This is a genomic window from Sphingosinicella sp. CPCC 101087, assembly GCF_004151485.1.
Lineage (GTDB): Bacteria > Pseudomonadota > Alphaproteobacteria > Sphingomonadales > Sphingomonadaceae > Allosphingosinicella.
The window spans coordinates 484,547-500,259 of sequence record NZ_SBFF01000001.1 but is presented as its reverse complement, the minus strand read 5'-3'; the positions used below and the strand labels follow the sequence as shown (position 1 = coordinate 500,259).

At 66.3% G+C, this 15,713-nt stretch carries 16 protein-coding genes; 8 read left to right on the top strand and 8 right to left on the bottom strand.

Annotated features, from left to right (window positions below; translation table 11 throughout):
- Positions 1-4 precede the first annotated feature (4 nt).
- Both EKM57_RS02380 and EKM57_RS02375 read left to right on the top strand, forming a co-directional pair.
- Entirely contained in the window at positions 5-583 is a 579-nt protein-coding gene (locus EKM57_RS02380; RefSeq protein WP_129790834.1) for a YqaA family protein, read from the top strand.
- Positions 580-1,377: a transglutaminase family protein gene (locus tag EKM57_RS02375; protein ID WP_206185268.1), complete on the top strand. Its 798-nt coding sequence runs from the start codon at positions 580-582 to the stop codon at positions 1,375-1,377. The genes EKM57_RS02380 and EKM57_RS02375 overlap by 4 nt, the downstream gene beginning before the upstream one ends.
- Before the next feature lie 157 nt (positions 1,378-1,534).
- Here EKM57_RS02375 and EKM57_RS02370 read toward each other — a convergent pair whose 3' ends face one another.
- Positions 1,535-2,362 (bottom strand): hypothetical protein, encoded by an 828-nt coding sequence (locus EKM57_RS02370; protein WP_129790833.1) that lies wholly within the window; start codon positions 2,360-2,362, stop codon positions 1,535-1,537.
- Positions 2,363-2,485: 123 nt separating this feature from the next.
- On the opposite strand from EKM57_RS02370, the gene EKM57_RS02365 reads away from it, so the two are divergent.
- Together EKM57_RS02365 and EKM57_RS02360 are read left to right on the top strand one after the other, a co-directional pair.
- Positions 2,486-3,625 (top strand): OmpA family protein, encoded by a 1,140-nt coding sequence (locus tag EKM57_RS02365; RefSeq protein WP_129790832.1) that lies wholly within the window; start codon positions 2,486-2,488, stop codon positions 3,623-3,625.
- Positions 3,626-3,803: 178 nt separating this feature from the next.
- The gene (locus tag EKM57_RS02360) at positions 3,804-5,165 is read left to right on the top strand and encodes a UDP-glucose/GDP-mannose dehydrogenase family protein (protein ID WP_129790831.1); all 1,362 of its coding nucleotides are present in this window, start codon (positions 3,804-3,806) and stop codon (positions 5,163-5,165) included.
- A gap of 56 nt (positions 5,166-5,221) precedes the next feature.
- Here EKM57_RS02360 and EKM57_RS02355 read toward each other — a convergent pair whose 3' ends face one another.
- The gene (locus EKM57_RS02355; protein ID WP_129790830.1) at positions 5,222-6,838 is read right to left on the bottom strand and encodes an MFS transporter; all 1,617 of its coding nucleotides are present in this window, start codon (positions 6,836-6,838) and stop codon (positions 5,222-5,224) included.
- A gap of 108 nt (positions 6,839-6,946) precedes the next feature.
- Here EKM57_RS02355 and EKM57_RS02350 point away from each other — a divergent pair, with 108 nt between their 5' ends.
- Both EKM57_RS02350 and EKM57_RS02345 read left to right on the top strand, forming a co-directional pair.
- Positions 6,947-7,426 carry a low molecular weight protein-tyrosine-phosphatase gene (locus EKM57_RS02350; protein ID WP_129790829.1) on the top strand — a complete coding sequence of 160 codons (480 nt, stop codon included), beginning with the start codon at positions 6,947-6,949 and terminating at the stop codon, positions 7,424-7,426.
- Positions 7,423-8,232 (top strand): fructosamine kinase family protein, encoded by an 810-nt coding sequence (locus EKM57_RS02345; RefSeq protein WP_129790828.1) that lies wholly within the window; start codon positions 7,423-7,425, stop codon positions 8,230-8,232. Before EKM57_RS02350 ends, EKM57_RS02345 begins: the two co-directional genes overlap by 4 nt.
- Positions 8,233-8,299: 67 nt before the next feature.
- Here EKM57_RS02345 and thpR read toward each other — a convergent pair whose 3' ends face one another.
- The gene (gene thpR / locus EKM57_RS02340) at positions 8,300-8,881 is read right to left on the bottom strand and encodes an RNA 2',3'-cyclic phosphodiesterase (RefSeq protein ID WP_129790827.1); all 582 of its coding nucleotides are present in this window, start codon (positions 8,879-8,881) and stop codon (positions 8,300-8,302) included.
- Between the two features lie 134 nt (positions 8,882-9,015).
- On the opposite strand from thpR, the gene EKM57_RS02335 reads away from it, so the two are divergent.
- The gene (locus EKM57_RS02335) at positions 9,016-9,750 is read left to right on the top strand and encodes a Bax inhibitor-1/YccA family protein (RefSeq protein WP_129790826.1); all 735 of its coding nucleotides are present in this window, start codon (positions 9,016-9,018) and stop codon (positions 9,748-9,750) included.
- 70 nt (positions 9,751-9,820) lie between these two features.
- On the opposite strand, the gene EKM57_RS02330 is transcribed toward EKM57_RS02335, so the two are convergent.
- The 4 genes from EKM57_RS02330 to EKM57_RS02315 all read right to left on the bottom strand — a co-directional run bounded on the left by EKM57_RS02330 (position 9,821) and on the right by EKM57_RS02315 (position 12,421).
- Positions 9,821-10,717 carry a dienelactone hydrolase family protein gene (locus tag EKM57_RS02330; RefSeq protein ID WP_129790825.1) on the bottom strand — a complete coding sequence of 299 codons (897 nt, stop codon included), beginning with the start codon at positions 10,715-10,717 and terminating at the stop codon, positions 9,821-9,823.
- 296 nt (positions 10,718-11,013) lie between these two features.
- Entirely contained in the window at positions 11,014-11,664 is a 651-nt protein-coding gene (locus tag EKM57_RS02325; protein WP_129790824.1) for a glutathione S-transferase family protein, read from the bottom strand.
- Between the two features lie 86 nt (positions 11,665-11,750).
- Positions 11,751-12,095 (bottom strand): antibiotic biosynthesis monooxygenase, encoded by a 345-nt coding sequence (locus tag EKM57_RS02320; RefSeq protein WP_129790823.1) that lies wholly within the window; start codon positions 12,093-12,095, stop codon positions 11,751-11,753.
- Complete coding sequence (locus tag EKM57_RS02315; RefSeq protein WP_129790822.1) at positions 12,092-12,421, bottom strand: NIPSNAP family protein; 330 nt, start codon at positions 12,419-12,421, stop codon at positions 12,092-12,094. The genes EKM57_RS02320 and EKM57_RS02315 overlap by 4 nt, the downstream gene beginning before the upstream one ends.
- A 66-nt stretch (positions 12,422-12,487) precedes the next feature.
- On the opposite strand from EKM57_RS02315, the gene EKM57_RS02310 reads away from it, so the two are divergent.
- Positions 12,488-13,171, top strand: coding sequence for a helix-turn-helix transcriptional regulator (locus EKM57_RS02310; RefSeq protein ID WP_129790821.1), 684 nt, complete (start codon positions 12,488-12,490; stop codon positions 13,169-13,171).
- A gap of 128 nt (positions 13,172-13,299) precedes the next feature.
- Here the strand turns inward: EKM57_RS02310 and clpA are convergent, their stop codons facing one another.
- Complete coding sequence (clpA, locus tag EKM57_RS02305) at positions 13,300-15,630, bottom strand: ATP-dependent Clp protease ATP-binding subunit ClpA (protein ID WP_129790820.1); 2,331 nt, start codon at positions 15,628-15,630, stop codon at positions 13,300-13,302.
- Positions 15,631-15,713 lie beyond the last annotated feature (83 nt).

The window sequence follows — 15,713 nt, the reverse complement described above, 5'->3', positions numbered from 1 at the left end:
GTTCATGTTTCGCGCGCTTTACGATTGGACGCTTCGGCTGGCGAGCCATCGCCACGCCAACAGATCCCTCGCTGTCGTCTCCTTCTGCGAGAGCAGCTTCTTCCCGATCCCGCCCGACGTCATGCTCGTTCCCATGGTGCTCGCGCGCCGCGATCAGGCCTATCTGATCGCCTCGGTCTGCACCCTTGCTTCGGTGGCCGGCGGAATCTTCGGCTATGTGATCGGCTACTTCCTGTTCGACACGGTCGGCCAGTGGCTGATCGACGTCTATCACCTGGGCCCCCGCATGGAGGGACTGAAAATTCTGTACGAAGACTGGGGCGACCTGGTGATTTTGATCGCTGGCATCACGCCTATTCCATTCAAGCTCGTCACGATCGCCAGTGGCTTCTTCCAGTTCAACTTCTTGCTGTTCGTCATCCTCGCCGCGATCGCTCGCGGCGCTCGCTTCTTCGCCATTGCCTGGCTGCTCAAGCGCTATGGCGCGCCGATGCAGGAGTTCATCGAGAAGCGGCTCACCCTGCTCGGCTGGCTCTTCCTCCTCCTGCTCGCCGGCGGCTTCGCTCTGATTGCCTTCGTGTGACCGGCACCGCAGTCAGCCTGGGGATCGAGGTGGCGCTCGATTACCACTTCCCCGCCGCGACCGATGTCCTGCTCGCGCTGGAGGTTGCGCAACTTCCCGACCAGAGGTTGATCGAGGACCGCCTGACCGTGGACGGCAGCGGACCGCTCCGCCCGATCACCGGCGGCGACGGGGTAGGCCGCCGGACCTGGCTGCGTGCGGAAGGGGCATTCCGCGCGCATTATCGCGCCATCGTCGAAGTGATACGCGCCGAAACCGACCTCGTGCCGCTCGCGGCGGTGCCGCTGCCTGATCTTCCGGCCGAAGTGGTCCCCTATATGTGGCCGAGCCGCTATTGCGAGGCGGACCGATTCGAAGGCTTCGTCTCGCGCGAGTTCGCCGGCCTCGAAGGCGGCAAGCGGATCCTGGCGATGGCCGAGTGGATCCACGACCAGCTCGAATATCGCCCCGGCTCGAGCGATTCACGGACGACCGCGGCCGACACCTTCGTCGCCCGCTGTGGCGTGTGCCGGGACTATGCTCACTTGCTCGCCACCTTCGCGCGGGCGTCGGGCGTGCCAGCGCGCCTCGTATCGGCTTATGGGTGGCAGGTGGAGCCGCCCGACTTCCACGCCGTGGTCGAGGTCTGGCTCGACGGCGGGTGGCGACTGATCGACCCGAGCCGGCTCGCACCGTTGGACGGGATCGTCCGGATCTGCGTCGGTCGCGACGCGACGGATATCGCGTTCATGACCAGCTTCGGTTTCGCCGACATCCGCACCCAAGCCGTATCGGTTCGCCGGCTCGACCGCTAGAGCGCCGAAGCAGGCCTACCGGCGACAGTCAGTGGCGCCGGGTTTCGGTCGGCTTATGTCTACAAGCGCTCCCGGTGCCACGGCATCGGCCTGATCCGCGGCAAGCGCGCGACACCTGCCCGTCGGGCGATCGGCGGCCCGACATTGCGGATGCCGCTCAATCGGGGCCCTGGTCCGGGGCCGCCTCGGCAGGCGCATCAGAATTTGCCTGGCTTGCCGCCGCCGCGGGTTCGGCGGCCGCGGCCGCCGCGGGCTCCGCTCCCGCTTCCGGCCCCGCCGCCAGCTCGAACCGTTCGCTGAAGTTCAGACGCGCGTCCTCGATCTCCAGCCCGGCGGCTTCCGCCGCGTCGGCGGTGCTGGCGCGCGCGGCCGTCTCGCGCTGGATGACGGCGGCCCGGAACGCACTCTGCTCGGCGGCACATTGCTGTGGATATTCGGCCTCGAACGTCGCGCGGTCAGTCCCGCCGTCGAGGCTGCGGTCGACATAGCTGCGCAGGCACGTCGTGAACGCCTCGCGCGCCGTCCTCGTCGTGTCCGAGGTCTGGGCGGCCGCGGCCGCCAGCATGAGAGCAAGCACAGATGAAATCATGGCGAATTCCCATCTATCTGGCTGAGAAGTCGAAGGATGGGACAGGCTTCGGGAAATGCCAAGCGCCTTTTTCTGCTCCGCCGGTGACCGGCCGTCATCACCGGAGTCTCGATCCGCGCCGTCGCGCGAACGGCTCGAAAGGTGGGTCCTTCTCCTCCTGACTTCACTCGGGCGGGAGATATTCCTTCGCGCATGCAGCGAAGCTTCGAAGCGCAGCGGCGCGCCGCGCCAAGTCGTTCTGACAAAAAGAAAATCAGCCAGCTCGCACCGACAGGCCGATTCGACGGGTGCGGCATTAAGGTCACACTTTGTGACGGAATGAAAATTATCGGTGCTGCGGTGCAACCGGAGGAGGTGGAGGTCGTTTCTGCGCCAGCCTGGTAATTTGCGGTTCATCTTCTGGGTGAACTGCGGCTTTTACGCAACAGGTCAGGGGCTAAGCGTGCTTGCACGTAAACTCCGGTTACCGTAAGGAGTTCGCGTCGTTCCCGCTCGGGACGCAGAAGAAAGGGGAATATTATGCGGAAGCTCGCCATTGTTGTGGCGCTGTCGTCCACTGTGCTCGCCACTCCGGCACTGGCGCGCAACGGCGCCTGGTATGTCGGCGGCGATTTCGGTGCGATGATCGTTGAGGACGCCGGTTTCGACTTCGGTCAGGACCCAACCGTTCCCGGAGGAGACTTCCAGGTCGAGGTCGATCACGATTACGGCTTCGACGGAGCCCTCTTCGTCGGCTATGATCTGGGCACTTTCCGGCTCGAGGCCGAAGTTGCCTACAAGCGTGCTCGCGTCGACGAGATCGAGACGGTCATCGGACTTCCCGGCATGGCCGGTGGACCCGGCGCCGTGCCGCAGACGGTCCTCGAAGCTGGCGGCGGTCGCACCAGCGCGCTGAGCTTCATGGTCAACGGTATGCTCGACTTCGGCGACGATGAAGGCATTTCCGGCTTCGTCGGCGGTGGTGCAGGTGTCGCTCGCGTCGACTACAATAACATTCGCGCCTTCGCGAACCAGGGTGCGTTCGTCGACGATTCCGACACGCGCTTCGCGTGGCAGCTCGTTGCCGGCGTTCGCCAGGCGGTCACGGACAATATCGACGTGACGCTGCGCTATCGTTTCTTCAACGTTCCGGACGTCAACACCGTGGATTTCCGCGGTCTCGAGTCCGAGACGCGGTTCCGGTCGCACAGCATCCTCGGCGGCATCACCTTCAACTTTGGCGCGCCTCCTCCGCCGCCGCCCCCGCCGCCTCCGCCGCCTCCGCCCCCGCCGCCCCCGCCGCCTCCGCCGCCGCCTCCGCCGCCGGTGTGTGCGCCTGGGCCGTACATCGTGTTCTTCGATTGGGATCGGGACGAGATCACTCCGCAGGCTGCGGCGATCCTCGACAATGCGGCTGCGCAGTATCAGCAGTGCGGTCAGGCCCGCGTCGTCATTGCCGGTCACGCCGACCGGTCTGGTCCGGCCGACTACAACGTCGGTCTGTCCCAGCGCCGCGCCGACAACGCCCGTGCCTATCTGGCCGGTCGCGGTGTTCCGGACGGTGTGATGACCACCGAAGCGTTCGGCGAGAGCCGTCCGCTGGTCGAGACTGCAGACGGTGTCCGCGAGCCGCAGAACCGGCGCGTGGAGATCACCTTCGGCCCCGGCTCCGGCTGGTAAGAAGGGTTCCCGCCGCACAAGCGGCGGACCGTGTCAAAATCGGGAGCCGGTCCTTTGGGCCGGCTCCCTTTTTATTGCCTTGCCTCCATCACCCGATTAGGCGCGGCGAGGCAGCTTCAACCCATACGGACCGCTGCCGCGGTGAAGCGGTCGCAACCCAGCCTTTCGAGGAGACAAGATGCATATCGCAATCATCGGGACCGGCTATGTCGGGCTGGTCTCTGGCGCCTGCTTCTCCGACTTCGGTCACCAGGTGGTCTGCGTCGACAAGGACGCTCGCAAGATCGAGGCTCTCGAAAGAGGCGTGATGCCGATCTACGAGCCGGGCCTGGACCAGCTCGTCGCCCGCAATGTCGAAGGGGGTCGACTGAGCTTCACGACCGATCTGGCCCGCGGGGTGGATGGCGCGGACGCCATCTTCATCGCCGTGGGCACGCCCTCGCGTCGCGGCGACGGCCATGCCGACCTCAGCTATGTCTATAGCGCTGCGCGCGAGATTGCCGAGGCGCTGACGGGACCGGCCGTCATCGTGACCAAGTCCACGGTGCCGGTGGGCACCGGCGACGAGGTCGAGCGGATCGTCCGGGAGGCCGCACCCGGCATCCGGACCTGGGTCGTTTCCAATCCCGAATTTCTGCGTGAAGGCGCCGCCATCGAGGATTTCAAGCATCCCGACAGGATCGTCGTCGGTGCCGAGGAGGAGCCGGCGGCCGAGGTGATGCGCGAAATCTATCGCCCGCTCTATCTCAACAAGGCGCCCTTGCTGTTCACGGCGCGCCGGACGGCCGAATTGATCAAATATGCCGCCAATGCCTTCCTGGCGACGAAGATCACCTTCATCAACGAGATCGCCGATCTGTGCGAGGTGGTCGGCGCGGATGTCCAGGACGTGTCCCGCGGCATCGGCCTCGACGGCCGCATTGGCTCGAAGTTCCTCCACGCCGGTCCCGGCTATGGCGGGTCCTGCTTCCCGAAGGACACCCTGGCCCTGCTCAAGACGGCCGAGGACAATCAGGCTCCCCTGAGAATCGTCGAGGCGGTGGTCAAGGTAAACGATGCCCGCAAGCGGGCGATGGGCCGCAAGGTGATCCGAGCGCTCGGCGACGAGCCGCGCGGCAAGACGGTCGCTTTGCTCGGCCTGGCCTTCAAGCCCAATACGGACGACATGCGCGATGCGCCGTCGATCAGCATCGTCCAGGCGCTCGAGGATGCCGGCGTGAAGGTGCGCGGCTATGATCCCGAGGCCAGGGAGCAAGCGGCGCCGCTCATGCCCAATGTGGAGCTTACCGCCGATCCCTATGCGGCGGCAGAAGGCGCCGACGCGGTCGTCCTGGTGACCGAATGGGACGTGCTTCGCGCGCTCGATCTCAAGCGGCTCGCCAGGACGATGGCCGATCCTGTGCTCATCGATCTGCGCAATGTCTACCGGGCCGAGGACGTCATCGCTGCCGGCTTCAGGTGGCAGGGGGTCGGCAAGCCGGCCTTGCCGCAACCGGTGGTCGGGGTCGTCCAGCTGGCAGAGGGCCAGATGAAGGCATGATCGGCTGATCGCCCACGACACTGACGGAGAGGCCCGGTCGAACGGGGAATGCAGGCCTAGATCGGCTCCCCTTCCGCCCGAGCTCTTTCCACCTTGGTGGCTTCGAGGCGGGCGATGTGGCGGGAGCCGATCCATAGCGCCAGCAAGGTGAGGGGGGGCATCAGGTAGAGGGCCGCAATGCCCATCGGCAGACTGCCGGTGAGCACCGACATCTTGCCGGCATAATAGGGGCCGAGGGCGAGCCCGATCATGGTCGTTCCCAAGATGTAGGTGGCCCCCGCGGTTGCGCGCATGCGCGGCAGCACCAGGTCCTGGAGGGTCGCGACCGCCGCGCCGACCCAGGCGGACGCGAACATATGGGCGATCGGATTGACCCAGTAGAAGGCGGTCAGATTGTCCGTGGTGAGCATGAAGGCCACGAGCGGGATGGGCAGCAGGACCGAAAGCATGTTGACGAAGAGTCGCCCGCGCGGATCGCGCTGCCGCCACAGATCGGAGAGATAGCCGCCGAGAATGACCCCGAATGCGGCGGAAACGGCGGCAGACCAGCCGATGATGAAGCCGACCTCCTCCTTGGCCGTCAATCCGCCGAGAAAGCGGGCCGGGACCTCGCCGCCGCCGTAGAAGCGCAGCTCGACATAAGGCGGGATCCAGAAGCTCGTCGCGTAGGTGACGAAGGAGATGCTGCCGAAGGCTATCGCCAGGAGGACCACGACCGGGGATCCCCAGATCAGGCGGTATACGGGAGGATCGCGGTGGCGGAGCGACTGGATCCAGGAGAAGATCGCGTAGATTCCAAGCCCGTAGGCCGCCCATTGCGGCGCATCGCCGGTCAGCCGATAGAGGCCGTAACCGGCGAGCAGGACGATGCCGAGCGCGAGCAGGTTGACGCGCAGCGCGCCCGGGATTCGGCTGACCGTGATGAGCGTCAGTGGAGGCAGAATCGCCGCCAGCTCGCGGCCGAAGTCGCGCCAGGCGTTGGGCCGCACCACCGGCTGCGGCAGTCCTTCCGACGCGCCGCGCAGCGGCTCGCGCAGCGTCAGTACCCATAGCGCGAGCAGAAGTCCGGGCAGGCCGACAGCCAGGAAGGCGGCCTGCCAGCCGGCGAGCCCGAGCGGCGCTGCTGCCGTATCGGGCCAGGCGGCGTTCCATCGGCTGACGACCAGCCCGCCGATCGGGAGGCTGAGCGCGCCACCGATGTAGAGGCCGCTCGAATAGATGGACAAGGCCGTCGCCCGCCTCTCCTTGGGGAAGCTGTCCGAGATCATCGAATAGGCCGCGGGCGAGGCGCTCGCCTCGCCGATGCCCACGCCGATCCGCGCCGCGGCCAGCATTCCGAACGAATTGGCGAAGCCGGAGAAGGCCGTCATCGACGACCACAGCGCCAGCCCCATCGCCATCAGCCGGCCCCGGTACCAGCTGTCTGCGAGCCGGCCGAGCGGTATGCCGAAGAGGGCGTAGAAGACCGCGAAGGCGGTGCCGTAGAGGAAGCCGATCTGCGCGTCGGAGACGCCGAGATCGGCCTTTATGTCCCCGACGAGGATGGAAAGGATCTGCCGGTCGATGAAGTTGATGACATAGACCAGCACCAGGACAAACAGGGCGTACCAGGCATAGGCCCCGACACGCGGCCTGGGGGCGGCCGGGGCGGTTTCGTCAGCGATCGACGCCATCAGGGAACCCTCGACCCTCCCGTGAGCTTTTCTGCCCTCTGGCTAGCAGAGCAGGGTTCTCTTTGGCAAACACGCCATTCAGGCGGCCCGCAGCTCGGGAATCTCGATATGGTCCAAGCCGTCCTGTTCGTCTGCCTGGGAAATATCTGCCGCTCGCCGCTCGCCGAGGCGGCGTTCAGGGCAGAGGCCGATCGACTCCGCCTCGATGTCGAAGTGGATTCGGCGGGAACCGGCGATTGGCACGTCGGGCAACCGCCCGATCCTCGCGCGATCGCGGTGGCGCGCCGTAACGGGTTCGACATCGCCCATTTGCGCGCTCGCCGAGTGGGCATGGAGGACTTTCACCGCTTCGACCATATCGTCGCGCTCGACCGCGACAATCTCGCTGCCCTGGCCGCGCTCCGTCCGGAGGGCGCGCGCGCCCGCTTGTCGCTGCTGATGGATCATGTTCCCGGACGGGAGGGTCAGCCGGTGGCCGATCCCTATCATGGCGACGACAGCCATTTCGACGCGACTTGGCGCGAAGTGACGAACGCCGCGGCGGCGCTCGCCGGCGCGATCCGACGATCGGCGCAAGACGAGGCATGACCGCTTTCTCCCGCCGCGTAGCCGATCTGACCGGCGTTCCGGAGGATCGGCTCGGGCGCCTGGCGGGAGGCGATCTCTCCCAGGTCCTTCTCGTCGTTCGGGACGATGGCCGCGAAAGCGTTGCGAAGGGCGGCCCTGCGGTCGCGACCGAGGCGGCGATGCTGCGAGCGCTTGCGGCCGCCGGCCTGCCGACGCCCGCGGTCGAGGCGGAGCATGGCGGCGTGCTGCTTATCGAGCGGATCGTCCATGACGGCCTGTTCAGCGCGAGGAGCTGGGCTGACATCGGCGCCGGCTTGAAGCGGCTGCATTCCAGCCTCGCCGATCAATTTGGCTGGCCGGTCGACTATGCGCTCGGCACGGTCCAGCTCGACAATCGGCGAAGTGCGGATTGGCCTGCCTTTTGGGGAGAGCAGCGGCTTGCCGCGACAGCCGCTTTGCTCGACCGGCCGCTTCGCGACCGCGTGGCGGGGCTGGTGCGTCGGCTCCGGGACCTGTTGCCCGACCGTCCGCCGGCGTCGCTTCTTCACGGCGACCTGTGGAGCGGCAACATCCTGGTCGCCGGGGGACGGCTGGCCGCGCTGATCGACCCGGCTTGTTACCATGGTGATGCCGAAGTCGATCTGGCGATGCTTACCTTGTTCGACAGCCCGCCCGATACGTTCTGGTCCGCTTACGGTGCTCTCGAGCCCGGCTGGCGCGAGCGCCGTCCGGTCTATCAGCTCTTCCCCGCGCTGGTGCACCTGCGCCTGTTCGGCGCCGGCTATGCGCCCATGGTCGACCGGCTCCTCGACGCGGTCGGCGTCTAGGTTCCCGCGAGGAGGCCTCGCGAACGGGAGAGGGCCTCGGACCCGGCCTTCCGACGCCCTCTCCCCCTCAGGGCAGCGGAAGGGATGCGTCCGTGGCGGCCAGGCGGGAGGGCGAGGGCGTCAGCGGATAATTCTCGATCGGCGTATAGACGGCGCCTTCCGGCGTGAGCTGGCTCTCGAACAAGGAGAAGCGGTCGACTGGAAAAGGTGGGCTGCTCAGGCCGCCCCATTGCTCGAGCAGGTTCCGCACCGTTCCCGACGAACGTTTCAGCCGGGCAAGCGTGATGTGGGGCAGATAGGCACGCTGCTCCGGCTCGACCCCGACCCGCGCGAGCGCCTGGTCGACTTTCTTGTGCAGCGCCTTGAGCGGCTCATGCGGGCTTACCCCCGCCCACACCGTTTCCGGAAGACCGCGCCGGTCGAAGGTGCCGAGGCCATTGAGGGCGATCTCGAAGCGCGGATGGTGGATGCCGCCGAGCGCGGCATGGATGTCGCCGGCGCGATGACGGTCGACCTCGCCGATGAACCGAAGCGTCAGGTGGATCTGGTCGTCGGTCTGCCAGCGCGCCCCGCTGATGCCGCCCATGCTGCCGAGCAGCAAGCTCCGCACGAAGTGGGGTGGTCGGATCGCGACGAACAGGCGGTGCATGCGTGCCTTGTAGCAAAGCTCTCGATCGCGATCATCCGGGCCTCGCCATTCCGGTTTTGCTTGAAAGCGAGGGCGTTTCTCACGATATTGAGGAGCGTACGGCGGATTTTTTGCCGGAAAGGGAGATTTGAATCATGGCCAACTGGTCTGACCCGCGGATCGGCAGCGCCTCGCCGGCCACAACGGCCGGCCGTGCCGAGGTTGCGTTCGACGCAGGCCTTCGGGCGCATATGCTGTCGGTCTACAACTACATGGCGTCCGGCGTCCTCTGGACGGGCATCGTCGCGTTGCTCTTCGCGAGCAGCGGCATGGCCGCGCAGATCCTCATGGGTCCGGGCTTGCTGAAATATATCATCATGTTCTCGCCGCTGGCTTTCGTCATGGCGCTGAGCTTCGGCGTGCACCGCATGTCGACTGGAACTACTCAGCTGCTTTATTGGCTGTTCGCCACCGTGATGGGCCTGTCGCTGTCCTCGATCTTCCTGGTCTTCACCGGGGCCTCGATCGCGCAGACCTTCTTCGCGACGGCCGTCGCCTTCCTCGGCCTCAGCCTTTACGGCTATACGACGAAGCGCGACCTTTCGGCCTTCGGCACCTTCCTTATCATGGGCGTGATCGGCTTGCTGGTGGCGATGGTCATCAACCTGTTCCTGCAGTCGCCCGTGATGCACTATGTCGTGAGCTTCATCGGCGTGCTGCTGTTCGCCGGCCTGACCGCTTACGATACGCAGCGGATCAAGAGCCTCTACTTCCAGGTGGCGGGCACCGACATGATCGGGAAGGCGGCGATCATGGGCGCCCTGTCGCTCTATCTCGACTTCATCAACATGTTCACCTTCCTGCTCCAGTTCATGGGCAGCCGCGAATAGCGAAGGCTGAAACGACAAGGAAAGGGCCCGGCGGCGACGCCGGGCCCTTTTCATATGGGGTGCGGGCAATTCAGCCCGTGGCTCCTCGGCCGGCCTGGCTCGGCTGGAGATGGCGGCCGAGGAATTCGAGCGTCGCCGCCCAGGCCTGCTCGGCCGCGCCGCGATCGTAGCGCATCTCCGACGTGTCGTTGTGGAAGGCGTGGTCGACGTCGGGATAGGTGATCGCCCGAGCGTCCTTGCCGGCCGCGCGCAGCGCCTCCGCCCAGGGCAACGCGGTCTGGTTCACCCGCTCGTCGCGCCCGGCCAGGATGATCAGCATCGGCGCCTGCACCTGTGCCGCTTCGGCCGGATTCGGCGCCGGACCGTAGAAGGGCACGGCGGCGCTCAGCGAGGCGCCCGCGGTCACCGCCAGCCGATTCACCAGCCCGCCGCCCCAGCAGAAGCCGATCGCTCCGACCTTGCGCGCGCCGCTCTCCGGCGTCGTGAGATAGCGGATCATCGTGGCACCGTCGGCGACGGTCTGCGCCATATCGAGCTGCCCGATCATCTCGCGGGCTCGGTCCTCGTCGGCCGGCGTGCCGCCGGCCAGGCTCAGAAAATCCGGGGCGACGGCCGAATAGCCGGCAATCGCAAGCCGGCGTGCCACATCCTTTATATGCTCGTTCAGCCCACGATTCTCGTGGATGACAAACACGACCGGAAGGTTGGGCGCGGCATCGGCAGGGGCGGCATTGTAGCCGCGATAGACCCGGCCAGGCGCCACTTCCCATTCCAGCGGTTGCGTGCGGATCCTCGCGTCGCTCTCCGGCACCAGCGGCTCGGCGGCTTGGCAGGCGATGCTCGACAAAGCGACGCCCGCCGCGGCGGCGCCCCCGGCGATGCGGGTCAGTTCCGACATGAACTCGCGCCGATCCATCCCCTCATGAGTGAAGCGGTCGTAGAGCGCGACGATGGCAGCACGAATCATGGACTCCTCTCCCTCAACGGCACCGATGACTAGCGGTCCATGAGGAGAAGTGGGAGTCCGGCTTGGCTCCTGCCGTCCAGTCCGGGGGGGCGGACATCGAGCGCGACCGGCGGGAACCCGCGCCATGAGCGCTGACAAGAAAATCCTCGTCGGCGGCCGGGTCGGCGCAGCTCAGCGCGGGACGCCATCGTCCACCCGCTCGCAGCGGCGGGTCTCTCCCTCTCCCTCAGGAAGTGGCGTTCGTGCGAGTCTCTGCTGCCTCTCCCACTCCCGAGGCGGACGGGTAAGGGCGCGTCTCAGGCCGCGGGCTGCGGATTGGCCGGCTGCTGCTCTGGGATCAGCGCGTCGTCGATCTCGGCCGCGCGAGCGGCGGCGGGCCGTGCGTGGATGCGCGCAACATAATCCTCGAACGCCGGCCTCTTCTCGATCGTGCCGAACTGCATGCCCCAACCGATATGGGAACCGACATAGAGGTCGGCGGCGGTGAACTGGTCGCCGCATATATAGGGGCCGGGCTTCACCGCCGTCTCGAGGGCTTCGATCGTGTCCTCGAACGTGCCATAGCCCGCCATCGTCGACTTGTCGGCCGGCGCGAGCAGGCCCAGCGCCTTGGCGGTGACGGCGGCCTCGAGCGGACCCGCCGCGAAGAACAGCCAGCGATAATAGGGTCCGCGCAATTTGCTCTTCGACGGCGGCGCGAGGCCGCGGTCCGGGAACATGTCCGCGAGATAGGCGCAGATCGCCGCGCCCTCGGTGACGACCGTGTCGCCATGCCGAATGGCCGGAACCTTCCCCATCGGGTTGATCGCCAGATAGTCCGATCCCTTCATCGTCGTCGCATAATCCAGGACGACCGTCTCATAAGGCTCGCCGACCTCCTCGAGCATCCAACGGACGATCCGGCCGCGGGACATCGGATTGGTGTAGAAGACGAGAGGGTCGGACATGGCGTTTCTCCGCTTGTGACCGAATCCGAATAACCCATTCCGGCTGTGGAACAAAGCATGAATAACGCCTTGCGCGCCGACCTGCCTCAGTCGTGCGTCCGGTGGCTGTCCTCGGGCGCTTGCGAGCGGTCTCGCAGGCCGTAGTCGCGAACGACGTGCGCGATTCGCAGCCGATAGTCGTCGAACAGCCCGCTGCGGCCACGCGCCTGCGCCTGGCGATGCTGCGGCAGGTTGCGCCAGGCCGCCACGGCCGCCTCGTCCCGGAAAAAGGAGAGGGAGAGCAGCTTCTCCTCGTCATTGAGCGACTGGAAACGCTCGACGGAGACGAAGCCGTCGATCCGCTCGAGTTCGGGCCGAAGCGCTGAGGCGAGGTCGAGATAGGCCCGCCGCCGTGGATGGCGGGCGTGAACCTCGAACAGGACAGCGATCATCGGTCGGGCCCCAGGGCATGCGGAGCCGAGAGGCATTTCAGGAACAGACGGCTCTCCGACCGGATGAATCGCTCGCGGCGAGCAAAGTCGAAATTCTCCTGTGCCAGAGGGTCCTCGCGCAGCCGCGCCCGATAGGCCTCGTAGGCGGCGAGGCTTTCGATCTGATAGACGCCGTAGCCGGTCGTGGCCGATCCCTCGTGCGGGCCGAAATAGCCGATCAGGTCGGCACCGCAGCGCGGAATCGCCTGGCCCCAGTTCCGCGCATAAAGCGCGAACGCTTCCTGGGCGGCGGGGTCGATCTCGTAATGGATGAAGCAGGTAATCATGCGGGCACCTCCTGCGGCACCGATTAGCCGATTGCCAGGCGACTATGCTTCGGTTACGGCCGAACTATGCTCGATGGACCGCGCATCGCTGCCGTCGCCGCCCTGATCGGCGATCCCGCCCGGGCGAACATGCTCACCTTGCTGATGGACGGCCGATCGCTGACTGCGCGCGAGCTGGCGGAAGGCGGCGGAATAGCCGCCCCCACCGCAAGCGGCCACCTCGCACGCTTGCTCGAGGCGGGACTCGTTGTCGTCCGGCGTCAGGGCCGCCACCGCTATTTCCGTTTGTCCGGGCCCGACGTGGCGGAGACGCTGGAGGCGCTGATGGGTCTCGCCCAGCGAACGAGCCCGGCACCGGTGCGTTCGGGGCCGCGCGAGCCGGCGCTTCGCCAAGCGCGTATCTGCTACGACCATCTCGCCGGGGAGCGGGGCGTGGCGCTGCTCGAAGCGCTTCGTGCGAGGGGCATTGTCGAGGGCGAGGAGGCGATCGTGCCGACTCGATCGGGCACGGCCTGGCTCGCCGAATTCGGGGTCGACGTCGAGCGACTGGCCCGCGGCCGCCGTCCGCTGTGCCGCGCCTGCCTCGACTGGAGTGAACGCCGCGTCCATCTCGGCGGCGCACTCGGCGCGGCGCTGCTCGACCTGATGATCGAGCGCAATTGGTTGAAGCGGGAACAGGGCAGGGTGCTGCGCTTCACGTCGGCCGGCCGACGCGCTTTTGAATCAGCCTTTCGCGCTCCCGGCTGTTGACCGAAATCCGGCATCCCGAAGGCGGTATCCGTTACAAGTTCGAGCCTATCCGGCCCCCGCCGAGAGCCGTTCGCCCGATCCATGCCCGAAAGAGAAAGGGCCCGCCCCCATGGGGGAGGGCCCTCGTCTCAGGCCTGCTGTTCCGACTGGTCGGCCGGCTTTGTCCTCGCCGGCTTCTTCTTCCGCTTCGAGGCCTTGGGCGGCGCCGGGATGACCTCGAACGTCGGGGTATCGTCCTTGATCCGCACCTTCACCTCGCCGCCATGGACGAGCTTGCCGAACAGCAGCTCCTCGGCCAGCGGTTGCTTGATCTTCTCCTGCACCAGCCGGCCCATAGGCCGGGCGCCGTACAGCCTGTCATAACCGCGCTCGGTCAGCCATTTGCGGGCATCGTCGTCGAGCTCGATATGGACGTTGCGGTCGGCCAGCTGCAGTTCGAGCTGGAGGATGAACTTGTCGACCACCCGGGCCACCACCTCCGGCGGCAGATAACCGAACGGAACGATCGCATCGAGGCGGTTGCGGAATTCCGGCGTGAACATCCGCTTCACCGCTTCTTCGCTCGCATCCTCCTTGGAGACGTTGCCGAAGCCGATACCCTCGCTCGCCATGTCGGCGGCCCCGGCATTGGTGGTCATGATCAGGATGACGTTTCGGAAGTCGACCGTCTTGCCGTGATGGTCGGTCAACCGCCCGTTGTCCATGATCTGCAGGAGGATGTTGAACAGGTCCGGATGGGCCTTCTCGATCTCGTCGAGCAGCAGCACGCTGTGCGGATGCTGGTCCACGGCGTCGGTCAGCAGCCCTCCCTGGTCGTAGCCGACATAGCCCGGAGGCGCGCCGATCAGCCGGCTGACCGAGTGACGCTCCATATATTCCGACATGTCGAAGCGCTGGAGCGGAATCCCCATGATCGAGGCGAGCTGGCGCGCCACCTCGGTCTTGCCGACGCCGGTCGGGCCGCTGAACAGGTAGCTGCCGATCGGCTTGTCGGGATCGCGCAGGCCCGCACGGCTCAGCTTGATCGCCGATGCCAGCCGGTCGATCGCCTCGTTCTGGCCGAACACGACCCGCTTGAGATCGCGGTCGAGATGCTCCAGCGCCTTCTTGTCGTCGCTTGAAACGCTCTTGGCCGGTATCCGGGCGATGGTCGAGATGACCGCCTCGATCTCCTTGGTGGTGATCGTCTTCTTGCGCTTGGACGGCACGACCAGCATCTGCATCGCGCCGACCTCGTCGATCACGTCGATCGCCTTGTCGGGGAGCTTGCGGTCGTTGATGTAGCGCGCGGAGAGCTCGACCGCCGCCTTGATGGCGTCGGGCGTGTAGCGCACGCCGTGATGCTCCTCGAACGCCGACCTGAGGCCGCTCAGGATCTTGACCGTATCATCGAGCGTCGGCTCGTTGATGTCGATCTTCTGGAACCGCCGCAGCAGCGCCCGATCCTTCTCGAAATGGTTGCGGAACTCCTTGTAGGTGGTCGAACCGATGCAGCGGATCGCGCCGTTGGAGAGCGCGGGCTTCAGGAGGTTGGATGCGTCCATCGCGCCGCCGGACGTGGCGCCGGCGCCGATCACCGTGTGGATTTCGTCGATGAACAGGATGGCGTGCGGAAGCTTCTCGAGCTCCGACACGACCGCTTTCAGCCTTTCCTCGAAATCGCCCCGGTAGCGAGTCCCGGCGAGCAAGGCGCCCATGTCGAGCGAGTATATTACGGCAGGCTTCAGCACGTCGGGAACGTCGCCCTCGACGATCTTGCGGGCCAGGCCTTCCGCGATGGCGGTCTTGCCGACGCCGGGATCGCCCACATAAAGCGGGTTGTTCTTGGACCGGCGGCAAAGGATCTGGACCGTCCGGTCGACCTCGGGGCCGCGGCCGATCAGCGGGTCGACGCGCCCTTCCTTGGCCTTTTCGTTGAGGTTGACCGTGAACTGCTTCAGCGCGGATTCCGGCTTCTTCTTGCCGTCCTCCTGCTTGGTCTCCTCGGCGCTCTTGGTCTCCGGCGGCTGGGCGACGGCGTCGCCCTTGCCGACGCCGTGGCTGATATAGGTGACCGCGTCGAGGCGGCTCATGTCCTGCTGCTGCAGGAAGTAGACGGCATAGCTCTCGCGCTCGGAGAAGAGCGCGACGAGTACGTTGGCGCCGGTCACTTCATCGCGTCCGGAAGACTGGACGTGCAGAATGGCGCGTTGGACGACGCGCTGGAAACCGCTGGTCGGCGACGGGTCGGTCTCCCCTTCGACCTTCAGCGCCTCCAGTTCGCTGTCGAGATAGTGGCGAACCTGCTCCTTCAGTTCGGGCAGGTTGACGCCGCACGCTTCCATCACGCGTCCGGCATGGACGTCCTCCGTCAAGGCGAGGAGAAGGTGCTCGAGGGTCGCATATTCGTGCCTGCGGCCGCTCGCTTCGCCGAGGGCGTTGTGCAGCGTTTGCTCAAGTTCGCGGGCAAAAGACGGCATTGGTTACTCCTGCGGGCCCGCGACCGATTCACGGGCCACTTGTCTCCAATGTCGGACTTCGACCTGCCATCATCAAGCGTCGG